This window comes from Terrisporobacter vanillatitrophus, from assembly GCF_051148895.1.
GTDB classification, from domain to species: domain Bacteria; phylum Bacillota; class Clostridia; order Peptostreptococcales; family Peptostreptococcaceae; genus Terrisporobacter; species Terrisporobacter vanillatitrophus.
Map to the genome: position 1 here is coordinate 2,200,524 of NZ_CP154625.1, position 20,637 is coordinate 2,221,160.

Annotated in this window: 20 protein-coding genes and 1 riboswitch; of the genes, 4 read left to right on the plus strand and 16 right to left on the minus strand. The window is 28.6% G+C overall.

Annotated elements, in window-relative coordinates; genetic code table 11:
- The first annotated feature begins 12 nt into the window (after window positions 1-12).
- Complete coding sequence (locus TVTCOM_RS11040; protein WP_434796330.1) at window positions 13-663, plus strand: leucine-rich repeat protein; 651 nt, start codon at window positions 13-15, stop codon at window positions 661-663.
- Between the two features lie 132 nt (window positions 664-795).
- Here TVTCOM_RS11040 and TVTCOM_RS11045 read toward each other — a convergent pair whose 3' ends face one another.
- The 7 genes from TVTCOM_RS11045 to TVTCOM_RS11075 all read right to left on the minus strand — a co-directional run bounded on the left by TVTCOM_RS11045 (window position 796) and on the right by TVTCOM_RS11075 (window position 7,647).
- Window positions 796-1,011: a heavy-metal-associated domain-containing protein gene (locus TVTCOM_RS11045; protein ID WP_434796331.1), complete on the minus strand. Its 216-nt coding sequence runs from the start codon at window positions 1,009-1,011 to the stop codon at window positions 796-798.
- Window positions 1,012-1,113: 102 nt separating this feature from the next.
- Window positions 1,114-3,573 (minus strand): heavy metal translocating P-type ATPase, encoded by a 2,460-nt coding sequence (locus tag TVTCOM_RS11050; RefSeq protein ID WP_434796332.1) that lies wholly within the window; start codon window positions 3,571-3,573, stop codon window positions 1,114-1,116.
- A gap of 30 nt (window positions 3,574-3,603) precedes the next feature.
- The gene (locus TVTCOM_RS11055) at window positions 3,604-3,870 is read right to left on the minus strand and encodes a metal-sensing transcriptional repressor (RefSeq protein WP_434796333.1); all 267 of its coding nucleotides are present in this window, start codon (window positions 3,868-3,870) and stop codon (window positions 3,604-3,606) included.
- 50 nt (window positions 3,871-3,920) lie between these two features.
- A complete protein-coding gene (locus TVTCOM_RS11060) occupies window positions 3,921-4,634 on the minus strand; it encodes a hypothetical protein (RefSeq protein ID WP_434796334.1) in 714 nt (237 codons plus the stop codon).
- A 677-nt stretch (window positions 4,635-5,311) separates the two neighbouring features.
- Entirely contained in the window at window positions 5,312-5,629 is a 318-nt protein-coding gene (locus TVTCOM_RS11065) for a DUF1540 domain-containing protein (protein ID WP_434796335.1), read from the minus strand.
- A gap of 109 nt (window positions 5,630-5,738) precedes the next feature.
- On the minus strand, window positions 5,739-6,587 hold the full coding sequence (locus tag TVTCOM_RS11070; RefSeq protein ID WP_434796336.1) for a polysaccharide deacetylase family protein: 849 nt from the start codon (window positions 6,585-6,587) through the stop codon (window positions 5,739-5,741).
- Window positions 6,588-6,741: 154 nt separating this feature from the next.
- Window positions 6,742-7,647, minus strand: coding sequence for an N-acetylmuramoyl-L-alanine amidase (locus tag TVTCOM_RS11075; RefSeq protein WP_434796337.1), 906 nt, complete (start codon window positions 7,645-7,647; stop codon window positions 6,742-6,744).
- A gap of 200 nt (window positions 7,648-7,847) precedes the next feature.
- On the opposite strand from TVTCOM_RS11075, the gene TVTCOM_RS11080 reads away from it, so the two are divergent.
- On the plus strand, window positions 7,848-8,387 hold the full coding sequence (locus tag TVTCOM_RS11080) for a metal-dependent hydrolase (protein WP_434796338.1): 540 nt from the start codon (window positions 7,848-7,850) through the stop codon (window positions 8,385-8,387).
- 129 nt (window positions 8,388-8,516) lie between these two features.
- Here the strand turns inward: TVTCOM_RS11080 and TVTCOM_RS11085 are convergent, their stop codons facing one another.
- A complete protein-coding gene (locus TVTCOM_RS11085; protein WP_434796339.1) occupies window positions 8,517-9,050 on the minus strand; it encodes a GNAT family N-acetyltransferase in 534 nt (177 codons plus the stop codon).
- A gap of 318 nt (window positions 9,051-9,368) precedes the next feature.
- Between TVTCOM_RS11085 and TVTCOM_RS11090 the strand changes: the two genes are divergently transcribed.
- Entirely contained in the window at window positions 9,369-10,256 is an 888-nt protein-coding gene (locus tag TVTCOM_RS11090; protein ID WP_434796340.1) for a PhzF family phenazine biosynthesis protein, read from the plus strand.
- A gap of 56 nt (window positions 10,257-10,312) precedes the next feature.
- Here TVTCOM_RS11090 and TVTCOM_RS11095 read toward each other — a convergent pair whose 3' ends face one another.
- From TVTCOM_RS11095 to TVTCOM_RS11130, 8 genes are all read right to left on the minus strand, one after another.
- Window positions 10,313-11,524, minus strand: coding sequence for a cation:proton antiporter (locus TVTCOM_RS11095; protein ID WP_434796341.1), 1,212 nt, complete (start codon window positions 11,522-11,524; stop codon window positions 10,313-10,315).
- Between the two features lie 50 nt (window positions 11,525-11,574).
- Window positions 11,575-11,647: riboswitch (Fluoride riboswitch) on the minus strand.
- Between the two features lie 154 nt (window positions 11,648-11,801).
- Window positions 11,802-12,716 (minus strand): DUF2935 domain-containing protein, encoded by a 915-nt coding sequence (locus TVTCOM_RS11100; RefSeq protein WP_434796342.1) that lies wholly within the window; start codon window positions 12,714-12,716, stop codon window positions 11,802-11,804.
- 138 nt (window positions 12,717-12,854) lie between these two features.
- Window positions 12,855-13,655: an ABC transporter permease gene (locus tag TVTCOM_RS11105; protein ID WP_434796343.1), complete on the minus strand. Its 801-nt coding sequence runs from the start codon at window positions 13,653-13,655 to the stop codon at window positions 12,855-12,857.
- The gene (locus TVTCOM_RS11110; RefSeq protein ID WP_434796344.1) at window positions 13,649-14,347 is read right to left on the minus strand and encodes an ABC transporter ATP-binding protein; all 699 of its coding nucleotides are present in this window, start codon (window positions 14,345-14,347) and stop codon (window positions 13,649-13,651) included. Before TVTCOM_RS11110 ends, TVTCOM_RS11105 begins: the two co-directional genes overlap by 7 nt.
- Entirely contained in the window at window positions 14,348-14,716 is a 369-nt protein-coding gene (locus TVTCOM_RS11115; protein ID WP_434796345.1) for a GntR family transcriptional regulator, read from the minus strand.
- A gap of 261 nt (window positions 14,717-14,977) precedes the next feature.
- Entirely contained in the window at window positions 14,978-15,592 is a 615-nt protein-coding gene (locus tag TVTCOM_RS11120) for a flavodoxin family protein (RefSeq protein ID WP_434796346.1), read from the minus strand.
- A gap of 111 nt (window positions 15,593-15,703) precedes the next feature.
- The gene (locus TVTCOM_RS11125) at window positions 15,704-16,312 is read right to left on the minus strand and encodes a DUF2284 domain-containing protein (protein WP_434796347.1); all 609 of its coding nucleotides are present in this window, start codon (window positions 16,310-16,312) and stop codon (window positions 15,704-15,706) included.
- Window positions 16,313-16,394: 82 nt separating this feature from the next.
- A complete protein-coding gene (locus TVTCOM_RS11130; protein WP_434796348.1) occupies window positions 16,395-20,015 on the minus strand; it encodes an AAA family ATPase in 3,621 nt (1,206 codons plus the stop codon).
- Window positions 20,016-20,283: 268 nt separating this feature from the next.
- On the opposite strand from TVTCOM_RS11130, the gene TVTCOM_RS11135 reads away from it, so the two are divergent.
- A complete protein-coding gene (locus TVTCOM_RS11135; RefSeq protein WP_434796349.1) occupies window positions 20,284-20,622 on the plus strand; it encodes a hypothetical protein in 339 nt (112 codons plus the stop codon).
- Window positions 20,623-20,637 lie beyond the last annotated feature (15 nt).

Sequence of the window (20,637 nt, forward strand, 5' to 3'; positions counted from 1 at the left end):
GGGGTTATAAATATGATCTTTAAAATTGGGGTTACAATAGCTATTCTACTTATAATTTTTATTTCTTATATTTTTTATAATAATAATAAAGGAAAACATAATAAAACCACTTCTAAAAAATCATCAGATTCTTATTATAGAGATGAATTAGATAGCTTTTCCATATTAAGCAAGGACTCCATTGAAGATAAAAATATAAAAGAATTTTTAGTAAATGAAGATATTATTTTAGTTGAAGACAAATGTTTTGTTAATTGTACCAACTTAGCAAATATAAAAGTAGAAGAAGGAAATAGTAATTACTGTTCTAAGCTAGGTATACTTTTCTCAAGTAATATGAACACTATCATATGTTATCCTCCTTTAAAACAAACATCTACTTATTTTATACCTCAAGGTGTACAAAGCATAAGCACCCATGCCTTTTTCAATAATAATTTTATAAAATATGTAATAATTCCCACAAGCTTGGAATATATAGGCGAAAACTCTTTTGTTAATTGCAAATATTTAAATCAAATAGTAATTCCAGAAAATGTTACTAATATTCATCCTAGAGCTTTTAATCTTTGTCCTAGACTTACTATTCGTTGTTATAAAAATTCCATTGCAGAAGATTATTGTAAAAAATACTATATTCCTTGTGAGTATTTAAGTAGTTAGTATAATTTAATACTTTTCTGTGAAATCTAAAAAAGATGCCTAAAAAATTTTATAATTGAAATTTCTAGGCATCTTTTTATATATAATTATGGATATTAGTATCTAGTTTTTTAACACTTATTATTTTTTAGATTATAACGTTTCTACTCCAACTACTTCATAACCAGCTTCATCTATAGCCGCTTTAAATTTTTCATCATCTACATCATGTGTAAGCTCAACTATAGCATTTTTTCCAGCAAGATCCACCTTTACTGATTTTACTCCATTTATTTCATTTAGCGCTTCCTCAGCATGTCTAACGCAATTACCACAATTCATTCCTTCAATTAATATTTTCTTTGTCATTTTATTTTCCTCCTTTAAATTTATATATAATTTATAATTATCAACTGGATAAGCAGCAATCATCTTAGTTGTATGATTATATAAATTGACTTACTTTAAAATTTACTTAGCTGGCTTAAAGCCTTTTAATCTTAAAGCATTTAGCAACACTGATACTGAACTAAAACTCATAGCTGCAGCTGCTATTATTGGATTTAAAAGTGGTCCACCAAATATATATAGTATTCCCATAGCAACCGGTATTCCTAAAGTGTTGTAACCAAAGGCCCAGAATAAGTTTTGCTTAATATTTAAAATTGTCTTCTTACTTAATTGTATAGCAGTCGATACATCCATTAAATCACTTCTCATAAGAACAATGTCAGCTGATTCCATTGCAACGTCTGTACCTGAACCTATTGCTATCCCTATATCTGCTTGTGCTAAAGCTGGAGCGTCATTTATACCATCACCAACCATTGCAACCTTATTGCCTTCAGCCTGAAGCTTCTTAACCTCATTTGCCTTATCTTGAGGAAGAACTTCAGCTAGAACTCTGTCTATACCAACCTGTTTAGCTATGGCTTCAGCAGTTCTCTTATTATCACCAGTAATCATAGCTACTTCTATGCCCATCTTATGAAGTTGCTCTATTGCTTTTTTACTATTTTCTTTAACAGTATCTGCTACTGCAATTATACCTGCCATTTTTCCATCTATTGAAACATACATTGGCGTTTTCCCTTCACCTGCTAACTTATGTGAAGTTTCTTCTAAGCTTTCTAATGAAATTTTACTTTCCACCATAAGCTTTCTGTTTCCAAGTAAAATAGTTTTGCCATCTATTTTAACTTGGATTCCATGTCCTGGTATAGCCTTAAAGAAATCAAGTTTCTTAAATTCTAATCCTTTTTCTTCCGCATCTTTTACTATTGCTTCACCAAGTGGATGCTCTGACCCTTTTTCTGCTGATGCTGCTAATTGAAGTAAATTATCTTGATTTATAATGTTAGTCACAATTATATCTGTAACCTTTGGCTTTCCTTCTGTAATAGTCCCTGTTTTATCGAATACTATTGTTTTTATCTTATGTGCAGTTTCAAGGGCTACACCACTCTTTATTAACACTCCATATTCAGCGCCTTTACCTGTACCCACCATAATTGCTGTTGGTGTTGCAAGACCTAAAGCACAAGGGCAGGCAATAACAAGAACTGATATAAATATGGTTAAAGCAAACACTCCTGTTTCTCCGCCAAACCAGTACCAAGCTGCTGCTGAAAGGATTGAAATTGTTATAACAATTGGAACAAAGTAACCTGATATTATATCAGCCATTTTGGCAATTGGAGCTTTAGAACCTTGTGCATCTTCAACTAATTTTATAATTTGTGCTAAGGCAGTATCTTTACCAACTCTGGTAGCTTTATATTTTATTGTTCCGTTTTTGTTTATGCTTGCACCAATTATCTTATCACCAATAGTTTTTTCTACTGGTATACTTTCTCCTGTAAGCATGGATTCATCTACAGAAGTCATACCCTCTACCACTTCACCATCTACAGGCATCTTCTCTCCTGGTTTAACTATGATAATATCTCCTACTTCAACTTCTTCTATAGGAACTTCCATTTCCTTACCATCTCTTACAATCATAGCTGTCTTAGGTGCAAGTCCCATAAGCTTTTTAATAGCTTCTGATGTTTTTCCTTTAGTAACTGCCTCTAAATACTTACCTAAAAGTATAAGCGTAATAATTACAGCCGCTGCTTCAAAGTATAAATCATATGCATAATCTATATTTCCACCATATATTTGTACTGTAGCAAAAATTCCATATAAGAATGCCGCTGAAGTTCCTATGGCTATTAAAGAATCCATATTGGGACTCCCTTTAAATAAGCTTTTAAACCCTACTGTAAAGAATTTGTAGCCAGCAGCCATAACTGGTAATACTAATGCTATTTGAATCAAAGCAAAGTTTATAGGATTTATCATAGGATCAATAATATTTGGTAATCTGAATCCTACCGGCTCGAAAAACATGTGTCCCATGGTTATAACAAGTAGTGGAACTGCGAAGATTGCAGATATAACAAACTTCTTCCATAATAATTTAATTTCCTTTTCTTTTCGTTCTTTATCTGTATCTACAGTAGATTCTTCTTCTACAGCTTTGTAACCAGCTTTTTCAATTGCCTTTTTTATGTCTGAAACTTTAATCTTTGATGGATCATAGCTTATACTTAACTTCTCTGTTGCAAAGTTTACATTTGCTTCCATAACACCATCCAGCTTATTAGTAGCTCTTTCTACAGCCTTTGCACAGGATGCGCAAGTCATACCTTCTACTTTTAAAGTTTTGATTATTCCATCACTAACAGCCTTGAAACCTGCCTTTTCAACTGCTGCCTGAATATCTGGTATGGACATTTTTGTTTCATCAAAACTTATATTAAGTTTTTCAGTAGCAAAGTTTACATTTGCTTCCATAACACCATCCAGCTTATTAGCAGCTCTTTCTACAGCTTTTGCACAGGATGCGCAGGTCATTCCCTCTATTTTTAACGATTTTGTCTCCATTTAGTTTCCTCCTTCTACATTAGTATAATTTTATTTACCTGTAATTTTTGATAAAATCTCAATAATTTCATCAACTTTTTCATCTGCAGTATCATTCTTAAAAGCATCTTTTACACAGTGATGCATATGCTGCTTTAAGATTAATAAGTTTGCCTTTTTAAGAAGAGCTTGGGCAGCAATAATTTGATTAGAAATATCTACACAGTATCTTCCCTCTTCTATCATCTTTATAACACCTTCAATCTGCCCCTTTGAAGTTTTTAATGACTGTAGTGCTTTTTTCTGTTCTTCGTTCACAATTACACCTCCTCACCTACCATAGGAGGTGGGCTATATTTATAAAAGTATTATTTCTTTATATCAAACACCTTAATTATTTGGTCTGGGTTTTCTCCCATACTATCTTTTCCTGCTGGTTTAAATATCCAACCTGTACCATCTAGCTTGTTTACATCTAATCCTGCTTTTACTAGGGGTTCCGCCTTAAGTACAAATACCATATCAGCATCATCTACCCCTAATTCTTCTGTCCATTGAACTTCATTTCTATCTCCAAGGGATAATCTGTATTGTTGCTGCTCTTTATCATACTTTACTAAGTTGGTATTTGCCTTTAATATTCTTCTAAATGAATCTTCTGAACCGCTAGACTTTTCTTTTTTATCACTTACGTCATAGGGCTTTATTAGGCGATTTGGTAAATTTTTACCCATCTCATCCTTACCTGCTGGTTCATATAACCATTCATTTGAATCAAGTTTATTAACATCTAATCCCGCTTTAATCAGTTGATCAGCCAGCATTACCATAGCAAAGTCTGCTTTATTTGCGGACATATCTTTGCTCCACTCAAACTTCTCACCTGTTGGAAGCTCAAAGCCCCAGTGCTTTAGCGCCTCATGGTACCCTTTTTTCTCAGGATAAGCCTTAACAATTGCATTAAAGGCTTGAAGTCCATTGTCTGATTCCTTATTGCCTGTCACAGTTCTACCACATCCTGCCAAAGATAAAACTAGAATTGAAGGAACAACTACAGCCATTACTTTTTTACTTTTTTTCATATTAATACGTCTCCTTTATTCATCATTATTACTTATTACTAAGTAATTCTTCTTACACTTATTTTCATCTACCTCACGCAGGTGGGGGGGGGCATGATTAAAAAATAATAAATCCAATATATTTCAACCATTTTTTAAGAAATGTTAATCTGAAACTTTTATATAACTTATATTTATTTTTATTATAATAAACTAGTTATTCATCTTATTTGTGCATCTTGCTATTCAACATCCCTCCCCCCTCCCCTACAGGGGGGTATATTCAAATACTAATATAAAAGCTGAGGTATGTCAACCTCTTTTTAAAATTTATTTCTACCATATCTATAGCTAGTAATTAACATTATCTACTTGATTCATTAATAACAATATTGCTTCCCACCAATACACTAATTATCCTGTATTCATTGGCGGTTCAGATTCATGGTACTTTATCATGTCTTTCTTCATTTCCGCTCTATAAAATATTACATTAACATATGAGTAGGTTATATTTTGGAACTATTAAATCATAAATTTTTATATATGGACTTAAAATCATATACTGTTGTTTTTAATCATACTTTAAATACCTATAATAAATTTATAGATTTATTTTACTTTAATTTGTAGAAAAAAATCGTGGGTAATAACCCACGATTTTAATATTTTTATTAAAGAGTTCTTTTTTTACATTTTTATGATCTACATTCAAATGTACCACAAGATGCATTTGCTGCCACTATGTGAACATCTTCTGCATAGCAATTTCCATTCTCATTATATACACAGTTACTTGCACTACATCTAATTGTTTCTGGCACAGTTTTTTTATTGTCATGAAGACTGGATAAATTATCGTGAGCATGGCCACCTTCTTCAACAAAAGTATTACAATTTGTTTCTTGAACAGTTTTGGCAGTAAGACCTTTTACGTTGATTACCCCTGCCATGCAATCACAGCTTTTATTATGAACACAATTAGTAGCTTTACAAGTTACGCTAGTACTTTTCATATGATACCTCCTACATTTTTTCATTCTTATTATGTGCTAAATGTAAGTAAATAATTATTTATTTTTTAACTTTTAAGATTATTAAAATATAGGTGATTGATATTTGTATTTATTCATCTAGTTTTACAAATTCATATCCTTCTTTTCTTAATTTTATAAGAGCTTCTTTTAGCCCTTCATATGTATATCCATTTGGTTGATTAAAATGAGAAATTATAATATCTCCAGCCTTACTTTTACTAACTTCATTTATTACTTCTTCCTTGGAAAATGTTGCTCCACCGTCACCATTTATACTAAATCCAGCTATTTTATATCCCAGTTTCTCTGCAATTTTTATGGAAACTTCATCATAATAAGCCGTACCAGATCTAAAGTATTTAGGCTTTTTACCTGTCAATTTATATATTTCATCTTCATTTAATTTTATTTCTTTTATAACATCTTCCACGTTTGATGTTCCTTCTATATTATAAATAGATTTTTTATTTACTGATAAGGGCTTATGACTATATCCATGATTTTCAATCTCAAAATTATTATTTTTAGATAAATTTATAAAAATATCTTTGTTATCTTCTATCCATCTATAATTTATAAATAATGTGGCAGGAATATTTTCTTTATCCAAAAAGTTTATTATTTCCTTATCATATTTACTTCCCTGTTTTCCACCACATGCATCTAAAGTTAGCGCTATTTCTTTATTTTTATCATCTATATGGCTTACTACTCCTTTTAAATGTTCACCCCATTCTTTTGGCTCAACATTTTCATAAGCTTTAATAATACCTTTTATCTTATCTTCTTCATTTTTCTCTTTTGTATCTTTTTCAATTTGAGATGTATCTGCTTTAATATTATTTTCTTGTATACTGTCCTCCCTTATATCTGACTTCTTACTACAACCTGTTGTAATTATTAGCATACATAAAATACTAAATATAATTTTCTTCATTTTTTATTCCTCCAATATATAACATTTATTATATTTCACTCAGTCCTTTTACCATATTTTTTCATCAACAATAATTATAGTTCAATACTTCAGTAAAATGTAAAAAAATCCCTCCTATTATATAATGAGGAGGGATTTTATATTCAAAAGCTTTCTATAAAGAAGTTATACTTTTTACATATGTGCTGCTGGCAGTTATATATAATCCTGACTTTAGCTTATACATATAATAACTACCTACTTTAACTTTTTTCATTACCGTAAAAACTTCACCTTTTTTTACAGTTCCAGCTACTGCACCATCATCCCATGATGGACAATTTCTAACGTTTAGCTCATCAGCAATAACTTTTACATATTTTACATTAGTAGGAACTTCCACGTCTTTTTCTGTACAAACAAATTCTTCCTCTGGTTTTACATAAGTCACATCAAAAGTTTTACAAATACCTTTACAAGTGGCCTCTGCATCATTTTTTTGGAATTCTGGATCTAACATATACTTAGCCTCTGTCATATTATCCATAAATCCTGATTCAGTTAAAATAGCAGGCATTTTTGTATATTTAAGAACATAAAGGCTAAATCCTGAAATATCTATATCAGTTCTTACTCCATAATTTATGCAATCATGATCTTTATGCAATTGCCATAATTCTTCGTGCACATTTTTTGCTAATACTTTAGTTTTAGCTTGTGAATTGTAATGAATTATTGTTACTAATCCTTTAGCCTTAGTTTGCCACTCATCTCCTAGTGCGTTATAATGCTTGCTTACATAGGCGTCTGCATTAGCTGTATTTGCACGGCTAACTCTTGTTTGTAGTGACGTATCCACATCAGTTGGAGCAACTAAAAGCACATCGAACCCACATCTTTTTAGTGCTTCTTCCAAATACTTTACTACAGCTTTATTAAATTCATTTTCTTTAATTACTTCACCTTTTTTTCTTACTAGTTTACCATCAATATATAAATCTTCTTTTAATGGTGGCGTTCTTTTCCCTGATGTTGCCATTCCATGACCATCATCCAGGGCAATAAGATACTTTTTCGCCATATAAACACCTCCTACAACTAATATATAAAGTAGTTACATATTTTGACACTACTTTTATATTTAAATAATCTTAAAGTAGCTTCTTATTAAAAATATCTTATCATTCAAATGTAAATAAACTAGTCAAATTATATTTTGAAATTTATATATATTTCCTTTATAATAAAATATATTCGAAATTTATGACAACTGGAGGATTTATGACAAAAGAAACTCACTCAAAGGGTGGTTATATCGTAGGACTATTATTACTTCCTTACATACACAATACCTTCCTTGTGGGATATAACTTATCTTATAGTATAGTTCTCTTATTTATATATGCTTATTTTGCACATTTTGGAGCATTACTTAGCGATATAGATATGAGAGGATCATATATTAGTAAGAGATTTCCCATCATATATAAAATTTTTGGCAAAAGATTTAGGCATAGAAGTTTTACTCATAGTTTAATATTTGTAGGTCTAATCGCATTTATTGGAGAAATAGTTATAGTTTCAAGTAATGATAATATTGTATTTACTTGCATTTTTAGCGGGCTTTTGGCTGGAGTAATCTCTCATATTTGTTTAGATTTAATTACAAAGGAAGGAGTAGAACTTTTTTATCCTGTGGGAATTAATTTTTCCATTCTACCAATAAAGACTAGTTCAAAAACTGAAAAAAATATTAGCAAAGCATTAAATCTTTTGGTAGTATTTCTTATTGGATATAGGTTTTATTTAATTACATTATAGAAAATTAATTTTGATTAATTTAATAATTTGTAAATTGAAAATAGGGTGTATCTTTTTTGATACACCCTAGTATAACTATGTATATATTTACAATTATTTTTTATCTGAAATTATGATTTAATGACTTTTCTATAAGATTAATCCCATAAGCATAATGTCAAAATATTCCCCATCTATATATGTTTCATTTTTTAATAGACCTTCTTCTTCAAACCCACACTTTTTATATAATTCTATAGCCCTTGGATTGTCTTTTCTTACAGCTAAGCTTATTCTAGTAGTTATACCGTTTGACTTACACCAATTTATTAACTCATCCATCATTATCTTTCCTAATCCTAAGTTACAGTACTCTTCTTTAATAACTATACCTAATTCACCTACATGTTTGCCTTTTTTCTTTTGGTTAGAATATATAGTACCTATTGAGATTATTTTATCATCTATTGTAGCAAGAATCATAGTATTATTATCTGACTTATTTACAGATTTAATTGTGTGTTTTTGCTGTTCAACACTTACCTTATATTCATCTGCCCCAAAAGATAAGTATGTAGTTTCTCCACCTACTATATTATAAAATTCTATTATTTCTTTAGCATCATTTTCTTTTGGACTTCTTAATACAACACTTAGATTATTTTTTGTTGAAACCATTTTCATGATACATTCCACCCCGTCTTTTCTAATTTCATACTAATTTTAATTTATTATATACTATAAATAATATAATACAGGGTAATATTAATCAACATATAGTGACACAAATTTCTAATTAACAACCTTATATAAATAATACTTGCCAGCTAATTCTCTTTGAGGTGGCAACTTGGTTTCCAGCTCATTGGGTAATATTCAAAAGAATTTACAGGCATTTTCTCACTCCTTATTTAAACATTGTATTGCATACAATTATAATATTGATTGCAAAAATTATCAATGTTACAATTTTTTTAAGATTATATTTTAGGAGGTTATAAGATGAATAAAATTAAAATTAAGCAAGTAGATGCTTTTACTTCTGTTCCTTTTGGAGGTAATCCAGCTGGTGTTGTGACAGATGCCAATAATCTGGACGATTCTATAAAACAAAAGATTGCAAAAGAAATGAACCTTTCAGAAACTGCCTTTGTTTCTTATTCTGACAAAGCAGACTTTAAAGTTCAATTTTTCACTCCAAAATTTGAAGTAGACTTATGTGGTCACGCTACTATTGCAACTTTTGATACTTTATACAAAGAAAATAAACTGGATTTAAGTAAAGACAAATTTTATCAAGAAACTAAAGCAGGCGTTTTGCCTGTTGAAATTAGAAGTGTTGATGATAGAAAAATTTTTATGATGACTCAAGTAAATCCCAAGTTTGTAAACTTAGATCATTTTAGAAAAGAAATTGCACAATCATTAAATATTAATTGTGAAGATTTATTGCCTTATCCAATGGAAAGTGTTAGTACTGGTCTTTGGTGGCTTGTATTTGGTGTAAAAAATTTGGAAATATTAAAAAATATTACTCCAAATTTAGATAAAATATATAAATTAAGTGAAGAAAATAATTTTGTTGGTATTTCTCTATTTACTATGGAAACCTTTAATGATGACTGCACTTATCATGTAAGATCCATAGCTCCATACTGTGGTGTAGCAGAAGATCCTGTCTGTGGTACTGGCAATGGTAGTGTATCCTCTTATATTGTTCACCATAAATTAATAAATGAAAATCAATCATCTTTAGTAGGAGAGCAAGGTCATTTTGTTGAAAGACCTGGCAAGGTCTATGTGGAAATAAAAAGTGACAATAATGAAATCATAGATATAAAAATCGGTGGTGAAGCAATGACTATTTTGGATGGTGAAATTTTATACTAATATAACAATAGGATAGTTATTTATGATAAATAACTATCCTATTATATTTGAGTGACTTAATTAGCCAGCTTATCTGTCTCATCTTTATCATCACCACTACAAAGAAGTTTTTTGTAAGTACTGTCTATTCCTATAGCTCCAAATGGTGCAGTAATAAGTATGGCAAGAACTGCCACTGTTAAAACTAGGTTACCACAATCAAGCCCCATAGCTAATGGCATACTTCCAATAGCTGCTTGCACTGTAGCTTTTGGTGTATAGGCTATCATACAGAACAATCTTTCCTTCATAGAAAGCTTTGTTTTTATTAAACAAGCATAAACACCAATCATTCTAAGGACTAAGGCAAATAATATTAATATTACTACTGGTATTCCAGCCTCAATTGCATATTTTACATTTACAGTTGCTCCAACTAAAACAAACAATATTATTTCTGCAGCAAGCCATAACTTATTATATTTATTTGATAATCTTACTGCTAACATTTCATATTTAGCTTTAATTAATATTCCCATACTCATAATTGCAAGTAATCCTGACATAGGAATTATATTTTCCAAGCTATTTTGTAATTCTATCAATAAGAAAGAAACACTAAGTATTATTATTACTTTTATAGAATCTCTAAAGTGAACTTTCTTAAATAATTTTATTAAAACAATTCCCATAAGTATACCAACTAATATTCCCATTATTATTGAAATTGGTATTTGGGCAAAACTTGATAAAGATATATCTCCACCCTTTGCCAAACCTGTAAAAGCAGTAAATAATACTATTACGAAAATATCATCAACTGATGCACCAGCCATAATTAATTGGGGAATACTATTTTCTTTTCCTATTTTTTGTTCTATCAAATTAATCATTCTTGGAACAATAATAGCTGGAGATACAGCTGCAACTACAGTTCCCATAATTGCTGCTTCTAACACTGTAACTCCTAATAATTTTGGTGCAATCAAAACAACAGCCAAAATTTCAAAACATGCAGGCACAAAACACATTAATATGGCAGGACGACCTACTTTCTTCAAATCTTTCACATCTAGAGATAATCCAGCTCTAGTTAAAATAATTACAAGAGCCAACTGTCTAAGATCTGATGAAATGGCTAATATCTTATCATCCAATAAATTAAATGCATAAGGACTTAGTAAAATCCCTGTAAAAATCATTCCCATTAAGCTGGGTAATTTCAACTTATTAAATATACTTCCCATTAATAAGCCAAATAAAAAAATAATTGCTAAACTTGTTAACATCTCTACCTCCTATTCTTTGCATAAAAAAAGCTGATAATTTCCGTGACAAAATAATCACAGAAGTCATCAGCATAAATGCGGTTTAAGTGTAAACTTTGGGAGAACTTCATTCCCATGTTTTCATTCTATCATAATTTTTAATTTTTTTCAATCAATATTATCTTCATCATTATTTAATTCTTGTTCAGCTTAATCCTTATTTATTGTTTTATTGACTCATAATAAAAAAATCCGTATCACTTACTTGTGATACGGTTCTTTATTTCACATAAATTAATTACATTTCTTTATAAGTTTCTAGTAATCTAATATAATGATTTGCCTCTCTTAGTACATGATCTGCAAGAAGTGGTAATATTATAGATTTAATTTTACACCTAGAAATACCATCTGTACCTGCTTGTTTGAAATTCTTAAGTTGAACAGTTTGATCTAAAGTTTGATTTAAAACACTGTTTATGGTCATATTTGTCATATTCTGAGCCTCTTCAATTAAATCTTTAAATGTATCTGCAAACTGATCTGCAGTTTCAATTAAGTCATCTTCTGAAGGGTCAAGTAATCCCCTTATAAAAAGTGCATGTTCCATCATAATTTCATCCCAGAATAATTCAGTTTCTCTAGTATCTTTAGAATCAATGTCAACTCTATTTTGAAGGTTATCTATTAATGCTAAATATAACTCAGCTTCATGAATTGTATGTTCAATAAGTGACGGATAATTAAGGTTAAGTAAATTGCATGATAAAACACCATCTAATATTCTCCTCTTAAACTTAATAAGTCCGTTAAGAAGTATTTTTCCATTGGCGTTAAGTTGATTTACATAGTTTATTAAATTAGAGCTAACCTGAGGATTTTGACCACTACGTAGTTTTGATTCCATTTCGGTTATACTTTGATTTATCTCTATACCTGTCAGTGCCTGAGTTTTTGCTTCTGTTCCTAATGTGAAATCAGTTATAATTTCTCCTGAGTTTAAAACAATTGGTCTTATTATTCCATTACTAGCACTCACTGTATAGGATAATAATTTTTCAAATTCATTTTTATAATGTTCTGCTCTCCTAGCAAATTCTGAGTCTTTAGGCGTGAATCCAACCTCTAAAAAAAGTGAATGCTCTTTCATTATTCTTGCAAAAAATAAATGTAGCTCAAGTGACAATATAGCGTATTTTTGATCGTTTATCATAGTGCCCCCTTAAAATACTTTTTCTAAATTCTATGCATTACAATACTCATTAATGATAAAAGCTATATAATATTTTGTAATACTCCATCTTAGTATAATTATAAAAAGACTTGAAGATACTCTCCAAGTCTTAATTATTTATTCAAGGTTTAATTTTTTATTTAATATCCAACTAGTTAATAAGAACAGCACTACCCCTATAATTAATTCCAATGATACATAAGTAAGATATGAACCCGTAAGACTACTTGTAATTTCTACTTCTGTAACTGACCCTAATATATTGTTTCTCACAAAGTTTTGTAAATTAGTTATAATTAAATTTATAATAAAAAATAATATTACTCCAGCTGCCACCCTATGCTTGCTAAGTTGCGGTAATTGACCAATAGATAAAGATAAATAAATTATTAATACAAATATACCATAGCTTATTAATAGACCTAAAAGCATATAAACTGTAAACTGTATACCTTCAGTTAAAAATTGTGCGTTTGTAAATACTTTTAAAAATTCTACTATATTAATATCTCCGGCGATTACACCGATTATTATAAATGATAATGATGCCACAATAGCACTGATAATTACATATATTAAAGCTACTAAAAGTTTAGATAATATTAAACTACTGCTTTTCACAGGCAAAGTAAACATTAAATATCCTTCTTCATCAAGTAAATTTTTCTTAAATCTTTGAATTGTAAGCACTATAGTAATTACAAATAAAGCAACAAATAAGGCAACTAAAACTAGCATTAAAATGCCTTGAGTATTATAGGCTGTAAGATTCCTAGGAAGTCCATCTATTACTTCATTTTTAAAATTTACACCAATATATACTCCATTTATTACTGCTAATAGCAAAATTCCTAAATATAAGGGGAAAAATATTCTTCCACAAGCTTTAAATTCATATTTTATTAATTTACCTAACATTTAAATTCCTCCCTAAATAAAGCATCTATTGATTTACCTTTTTCTTCTCTAATTTCGTCCACATTTCCTTGAAGAACTATTTCACCATTTGAAATAAAGATTACATCATCACAAATATTTTCTATTTCACTAATCAAATGTGTTGCAATTAATAAAGTAGAATCTTCATTGTAATTTGCTAAAATAGTCTTAAGTATATAACTTCTTGCTGCTGGATCCACGCCACCTATAGGTTCATCAAGTATATATAAATCAGCATTTCTACACATGACTAAAATCAACTGAACTTTTTCCTTTGTACCTTTAGACATGGTTTTTAGCTTTTCATTTTTATCTATTTTTAAGCTTTTAATCATTTGGTCTGCTTTTTCCATATCAAAGTCTGCATAAAAGTCTTTAAAAAATCCCAATATATCTTTAACTTTCATCCAATCATTTAAATAAGTTTTCTCAGGTAAATATGAAACTATCTTTTTAGTTTCTATTGAAGGCTTCATACCTTTTATTTCTATACTGCCTTCATCTGTTTGAAGTAAATTATTCATTAACTTTATCATAGTAGTTTTACCACTACCATTAGGTCCAAGTAATCCTACAATCTTTCCCTTTGGTATATTTAAGTTTACACCTTTTAAAACTTCTTTGTTGTTATAACTTTTATAAACATTGTTAAACTCTACCATATTTTCCATTTAGTCTTCCTCCTTTATATTAGAAATTACAAGATTAATTATCTCATCTTTAGTAAAACCAAGTCTTTCTAAGTTTATTTTCAGATTTCTTATTTCCTCATTGGCAACTTCTTTCCTCATAGATTTAATTTTCTCCTTATCATCAGTAACAAATCTTCCACTAGTTCTTTTGCTGAAAACTAGCTCCTCTCTTTCCAACTCCACCAAAGCTTTTTGCATTGTATTTGGATTTACTTGTGCATCTTCTGCTAAATTTCTTACTGAATCTATTTTTTCTCCTGCTTTAAACTCACCAGAAATTATTTTAGATTTTAATTGCTCCACCAGTTGTATATATACAGGCTTATTATTATCTATACTCCAACTCATTTTTTCACCGCCTTATTGTATTAATATTATAATACAATAGTACAGTAATACAATTTGTTTATCAAGTACTTTTTTGTAAAAAATTATATCTCAAAAACAAAAAAGCCCTAAGATAAGCTTATTTACTTATCCTTAGGGCTTCAATTTATATTAGTTATTTTATATAATTTTAATAAAACTCATAAATTTCAATCTTGTATTATTACAGTAATACAAGGTATTAGTTTAAAATTCATATATATTTTATTTATTATTAAATTATTATCTAATAAAGTTTGTTCCTATTCTTTCTTCTTGTTGTGGTAATTCTTCATTAGAGCTCTTAATTGTTTTTAACATCCAAGCCATATTATTACCTAAGGTTCTCATAATTTGAAGACCTTCTAAATCTTGCTTTGCTTCTTCTGCTGTATTACCATGAATAGAGTTCCAGTACTGAGACGAAACTACTGGCATTTGGTTTATTGTAAAATATTTGTTTAAACGATCAAAAGATGCACTTGCTCCCCCTCTTCTACAGCTTACTACTGCAGCTGCAGGTTTATTTTTCATTAAATAAGAGGCAGAATAAAATATTCTATCTAGTAAAGCACATAAAGATCCGTTTGGACCTGAGTAGTAAACTGGTGATCCTACAACTATTCCATCAGCTTCTTTTACCTTTTCAAATAAATTATTATAAAGTTCATCTGCAAATGCACATTTTCCAGTTTCATAGCATTTACCGCAAGCTATACATCCTTGTATTGGCTTCATCCCTATATGGAAAATTTCACTTTCCACATTGTTATTATTTAAAGCTTTTGATACTTCACTTAAAGCAGTGTATGTACATCCATTTTTATGTGGGCTTCCATTTATTAATAATACTTTCATCCTAAAATCTCCTTTTTTAGCTTTTATTCTTACTTATTAATTTTAGTATATTTTTTTAAAATAATCTTTATATATTTATGTAATTTTAAAAAAACAAATTACTGGATATTTTTATAATTCATAATCAGTTAAAATTTCATCTTCTTTAGTTAATAGCCCTATGGAATTAAAATAATACTGAGGAAGTTTTCCTCTTTGTGCCCACTTTAACTCTATATTAAATAAATCTTTGCTTAATTTGTCTACATTTCCTCCCAATGATTCAATAGAATATCTCAAGTCATCTTCATATCTGCATTTTTTAGAATGTTTTCTTGTACACTCATTACATATATAGCATTTGCCCCATGCCAAACTTACAGATTCTTCGTATTTTTCTTCTAAGTATTTTGTTTTTTCATAAAAGAATTCCATCTGATTTCTAAACAGTTCTTTAATAAATAAACTAAGTTCTTCTTCATCATAAGTTTTTGAAACTACATCTTCCTCAAAAGTAATTTTATACCCTAATACATGTAGGTATTTGTACTTTTTCCAATAATCAATTACATCAAAATCATAGGGCGGACAACTCCATCTTGTGTCATAATTAGGACATTCTTTGCAACATTCTAAGAATGTGTCCACATCTATATAATCATTTAAAATATCCTCAACCTTTATTTTTTTATAAAAAACTTCAGTTGTAAAGCTCTTATTTAAATAAGATAGTTCACTCAAAATAATTCCCCCCAATTATAGTTTCTTTAATTCTATTGTAATCTATAATTGTAATTTATCTAAATTATTCTTAAAATAAATATCATAAAATTCTTAGCAAATCTTTTTTCAAAAGACTAAATTCTTCCTTAGTAATTAAATCTAAATCTAATAAGTTTTTTAATTTTAATAACTCATCTATAATGTTCAAACTTCTGCCATAAGGCAAGCTGCTTTCATTATAATTTATTAAATTGTCTTGTACTACTTTTTCTTCCTTAGTATTCATATTACAAATAGATTCTTCAATTGTATTTTCTTTTATAAATTGTTCTTTACTTTTTCTTATATCTAAGGCATTAATAGTATTTATATCTTTTGGTATGATTTTATCGTTATAAACTCTTATACTTTGCATTCTCACAACTTTATCTAAGAATTTAGTAATCATAAGTGCATTTTTAACACTAAGATTAGATACTTTTGAAAGATCAATTATGGATTTTTTTAATTCTTCATCTCCATCTTTGTTTATTTCATACCCTCTATAAGTTATAAGATTTGTTGCAATTTCAAATAGTTCATTTTCATTGTAATCTTCATAATCTAACCATATTGGAAATCTGCAACTAAGAGCAGGATTACTTAACACAAAGTCCTTCATGCCCTCTTTTTCTCCACATAAAACAATAATTATTTTATTATTATTTTTATCAATAAATTTAATTAAAGATGATATTAACTCTTTTTTATTGTATTTATTATTAAATAAATGTACTTTATCAATTAATACCATTTTACCTAAATAACTGTTTAATATATCTTCAATTTGTACTCCTCCATCTAAAAGTGAGGTAATTTCTATTTCGTCCATTTCCACAATATGTTTTGATTTTAATATTCCTACACTGTAATACATACTTGACAATATTTTTAATGTTGTTTTTTTACCTGTACCATTCTCCCCTGTAAATACCATATTACTATATTTACTTAACTGACTTTTAACTCCTAGCTTTTCTCTTTTTTCTTTTGTTTTAATAATTTTATATTGATTTCTTAAAAAATTCTTAGCTTTTTCATTTGCTGCAATTTTTTTCAGCTTTGATTCTAAATTAAAATCATTGGCAGATGTAAATTCATTTATATTATCTATATCTTTCGTAGTTATTAAGTTCATTTCATAAACACTAATATCACTTTCAGAAATTCTAATACTCTGCGCTCTAATTAAGTTTTCAACATAGTTTCTAACCAATCTGCCATTTCCAGATTGCATATCGGAATTTTCATATATATCAACAAAACTCTTTTTAAGTGATGTGTAGCCATTTTTTGATAATTTAAATCCTTTAGATTCCAAAAGTTTTATTGCCATTTCACAAAGTTCATCTGGCTTATAATCTTCAAAGTTAGTCCATAGAGGAAATCTAGAACGAAGACCAATATTCACATCAAAAAAATCTTCCATTTCTTTTTCATAGCCTGCAAGTATTACTATTACATCTTTTGAGTAATCCTCAATTAATTTAAGTAAGGTTTCTATGGCTTCTCTTCCAAGAGGATCGTAGGCAAGAGTATATGCTTCATCTATAAATAATATTCCACCTATAGCTTCTTTAAAAGTTTCTTCAGTTTTTTTAGATGTTTCACCAGGAACTTCTGAAACAAAGTTGGATCTATCAGTTTCCACAAGTTGGCCTATTTTAAGTAAACCCATGCTATTTAACATTTCTGCCACAAGTCTTGCTATGGAAGTTTTTCCTGTTCCCGGGTTTCCTGCAAAAACCATATTCAGATTTTGTTCAATTTCTGTTTCTACTCCTACTGATTTTCTTTTTTCCTGTGCCACAATAAGCTTGTACTGACTTCTTAGTAAGTTTTTAACTTCTTCTAATCCAATTATATTTTTTAGTCTTTCTTCCAAATTAAATTTGGCTTTAACTTTAAAGTTAAAGTTATGACTTTCCAATAAATCTATTTTCTTTTGTTTATCTTGTAAATACTTTCTAGATGCGTCCATTATGGCATTTTCAATTATATTTCTTACAAATCTGGCATTTCCTAAATCATTTTTTCCACTAATTTGATTTTTAGCAAATAAGTCTATTAAATCATCTTCCACATTATCTGCTATTTTATATCCTTTACTTTTTGCAATATTTATTGCTATGGAATACATTTCATAAGGAGTATAATCTTCAAAATGAATTATGTTAGGAAATCTAGATTTTAATCCTGGATTTATGCTTAGAAATTTTTCCATATCATTTTCATATCCAGCAAGAATGACTACTAAGTCATGTCTATTATCCTCTATTCCTTTAAGAAGAGCATCTACAATTTCTTTACCAACCTTATCATCTTCACTTTCGCATAGAGAATAAGCTTCATCAATAAATAAAACTCCTCCAATGGCAGAACTTATAACTTCCATAGTTTTTTTAGCAGTTTCATTTGTATTTTCACTAACGAAATCTGCTTTACTTACTTCTCTAAACACTCCACGAGAAAGTAAACCTAGGGCATTTAAATATTCAAAGGTAGTTCTTGCTGCATTAGTTTTCCCTGTACCTGCATTTCCTGCAAATATCATATTCATTGATATTTTAGAAGTAGTAAGACCCAATCTTTCTCTTATATTTTGTACTTTGTAATTATTTTGAACATTGTAAATAAATTCTTTTAGTTCCTTTATACCTATAATAGAATTTAATTTATATTTAGCTTCTTCCAAAGTTGGCGTTGTATAATCACTTAATTTATAAGACTGAGAGTCTACCTTACAATATATTTCATCATTTTCCACATAAATAAATAATCTACTATTTACTTTTATATTTTCTTTAATAACAAGATTTCTAAGAGGATTATTAAGTTTGTATATCACATACTCTGATATACCAAAATTACTATCTTTTTTATAACTTTCTTGTAAATATTTACAAACACCAAAGTATTCCTTATTGGACTCGTCTTTATTTAGATCTACCATTATATCTAAAGCTAATTCTTCTTTAATATTATTTATTGTTTCAATTACCCTTCTTCTTACAACCATGTTTCTTTCTTTTTCATCCAAATCTTTAGTATAAAGCATTTTATCAATTAGATTATTGCCAAATACCTTTTCTAAATCAATATTTTTATCATCACTAGTAAATACTATAAATTTATTATTGCAAATTAATTGATTTATTTTTTCTTTATGAATTTTTTCTGAGGTCAAAATATCATTTGTTTCTTCTCGATTTTCTTCATCAGCTTTTACAAATACATTATTTTTTATAATATAATCATCATTTAGGTTAAAGCACGAATTTAAACAAAGTTCTGAAATAACATTAACTATTTCCCCCATTGCATCTTGTATATTTTTAAACATTATACATTTTGATTTAGATTTCAATTTTTCATGTAAATCACTTAAAAATGCATTATATCCCAATTTAAAATTATATGTATCTAGATTTATTTCGTTTATATTATCACTTTCTATTAATTCATCTTTGTACATTTCTTCTACTAAAAACCTAATGCTAGTTTTTTTGCCCGTATCTTTTTCTCCAACTAAAAGAAGAACTCCTTTTTCATTTTTTAACGTTTTATCTTTTATATAACTTATTAAATTTTTTATATATAAGTCTTGGCCTATAAGTTCACTTTTCAAAAGTTTTTCTATATTCTTAAATTTATTTTCTATTTCATTGTATATATCATCCATAAGCTAACTCCTCTCTTTTATTCTTATCTATAATCTTATACCCTTTTAACACTTATATTCATCATTATGTTTAAAATTTTAATCCACATCATCATTATTATTCTTATAAAATAGTAATTTTACAAATAATTTCTTCAGATCTTAAAGTATGTTGTATACATTTATAATTTATGAAGGTTTATATCTTTTTATGTCTAATTCTTAATATAAGATAATATTTCAACAAATATTTTTCTAACAATAAATTGCAAAGGTTGGTGTAAAGTATATGGCAAGTACTATAGTAAATTTTCCTTATAATTCTTTAGGTGTTGCAAGATTAGATTCTGATGGTGTAATTCATAATCATTTATATCACCAATGTCCAGTAGGAAGAATTGACATTAACAATATAATTCATAATCATCCAATTAATAATTCTCCCGTAGGAAGAATCGATGATAATAATATAATTCACAATCATCCAACTAACTACTTCCCTGTTGGAAGAGTTGATAGTGATGGATATGTATATAATAATAAAAATCTTAAGGTTGGTAGAGTAGAAGGAGAAGAATTCCTAAAAGCAGGAAGTGCATTTTTATTATTAATTAATAATTTAAGATAATATAAAAATCAAAAG

Coding starts and splice junctions, on each gene's coding strand:
- TVTCOM_RS11040 (WP_434796330.1), top strand. CDS start 13: ATGATCTTTAAAATTGGGGTTACAATAGCTATTCTACTTATAATTTTT.
- TVTCOM_RS11045 (WP_434796331.1), bottom strand. CDS start 1,011: ATGACAAAGAAAATATTAATTGAAGGAATGAATTGTGGTAATTGCGTT.
- TVTCOM_RS11050 (WP_434796332.1), bottom strand. CDS start 3,573: ATGGAGACAAAATCGTTAAAAATAGAGGGAATGACCTGCGCATCCTGT.
- TVTCOM_RS11060 (WP_434796334.1), bottom strand. CDS start 4,634: ATGAAAAAAAGTAAAAAAGTAATGGCTGTAGTTGTTCCTTCAATTCTA.
- TVTCOM_RS11065 (WP_434796335.1), bottom strand. CDS start 5,629: ATGAAAAGTACTAGCGTAACTTGTAAAGCTACTAATTGTGTTCATAAT.
- TVTCOM_RS11070 (WP_434796336.1), bottom strand. CDS start 6,587: ATGAAGAAAATTATATTTAGTATTTTATGTATGCTAATAATTACAACA.
- TVTCOM_RS11075 (WP_434796337.1), bottom strand. CDS start 7,647: ATGGCGAAAAAGTATCTTATTGCCCTGGATGATGGTCATGGAATGGCA.
- TVTCOM_RS11080 (WP_434796338.1), top strand. CDS start 7,848: ATGACAAAAGAAACTCACTCAAAGGGTGGTTATATCGTAGGACTATTA.
- TVTCOM_RS11085 (WP_434796339.1), bottom strand. CDS start 9,050: ATGAAAATGGTTTCAACAAAAAATAATCTAAGTGTTGTATTAAGAAGT.
- TVTCOM_RS11090 (WP_434796340.1), top strand. CDS start 9,369: ATGAATAAAATTAAAATTAAGCAAGTAGATGCTTTTACTTCTGTTCCT.
- TVTCOM_RS11095 (WP_434796341.1), bottom strand. CDS start 11,524: ATGTTAACAAGTTTAGCAATTATTTTTTTATTTGGCTTATTAATGGGA.
- TVTCOM_RS11100 (WP_434796342.1), bottom strand. CDS start 12,716: ATGATAAACGATCAAAAATACGCTATATTGTCACTTGAGCTACATTTA.
- TVTCOM_RS11105 (WP_434796343.1), bottom strand. CDS start 13,655: ATGTTAGGTAAATTAATAAAATATGAATTTAAAGCTTGTGGAAGAATA.
- TVTCOM_RS11110 (WP_434796344.1), bottom strand. CDS start 14,347: ATGGAAAATATGGTAGAGTTTAACAATGTTTATAAAAGTTATAACAAC.
- TVTCOM_RS11115 (WP_434796345.1), bottom strand. CDS start 14,716: ATGAGTTGGAGTATAGATAATAATAAGCCTGTATATATACAACTGGTG.
- TVTCOM_RS11120 (WP_434796346.1), bottom strand. CDS start 15,592: ATGAAAGTATTATTAATAAATGGAAGCCCACATAAAAATGGATGTACA.
- TVTCOM_RS11130 (WP_434796348.1), bottom strand. CDS start 20,015: ATGGATGATATATACAATGAAATAGAAAATAAATTTAAGAATATAGAA.
- TVTCOM_RS11135 (WP_434796349.1), top strand. CDS start 20,284: ATGGCAAGTACTATAGTAAATTTTCCTTATAATTCTTTAGGTGTTGCA.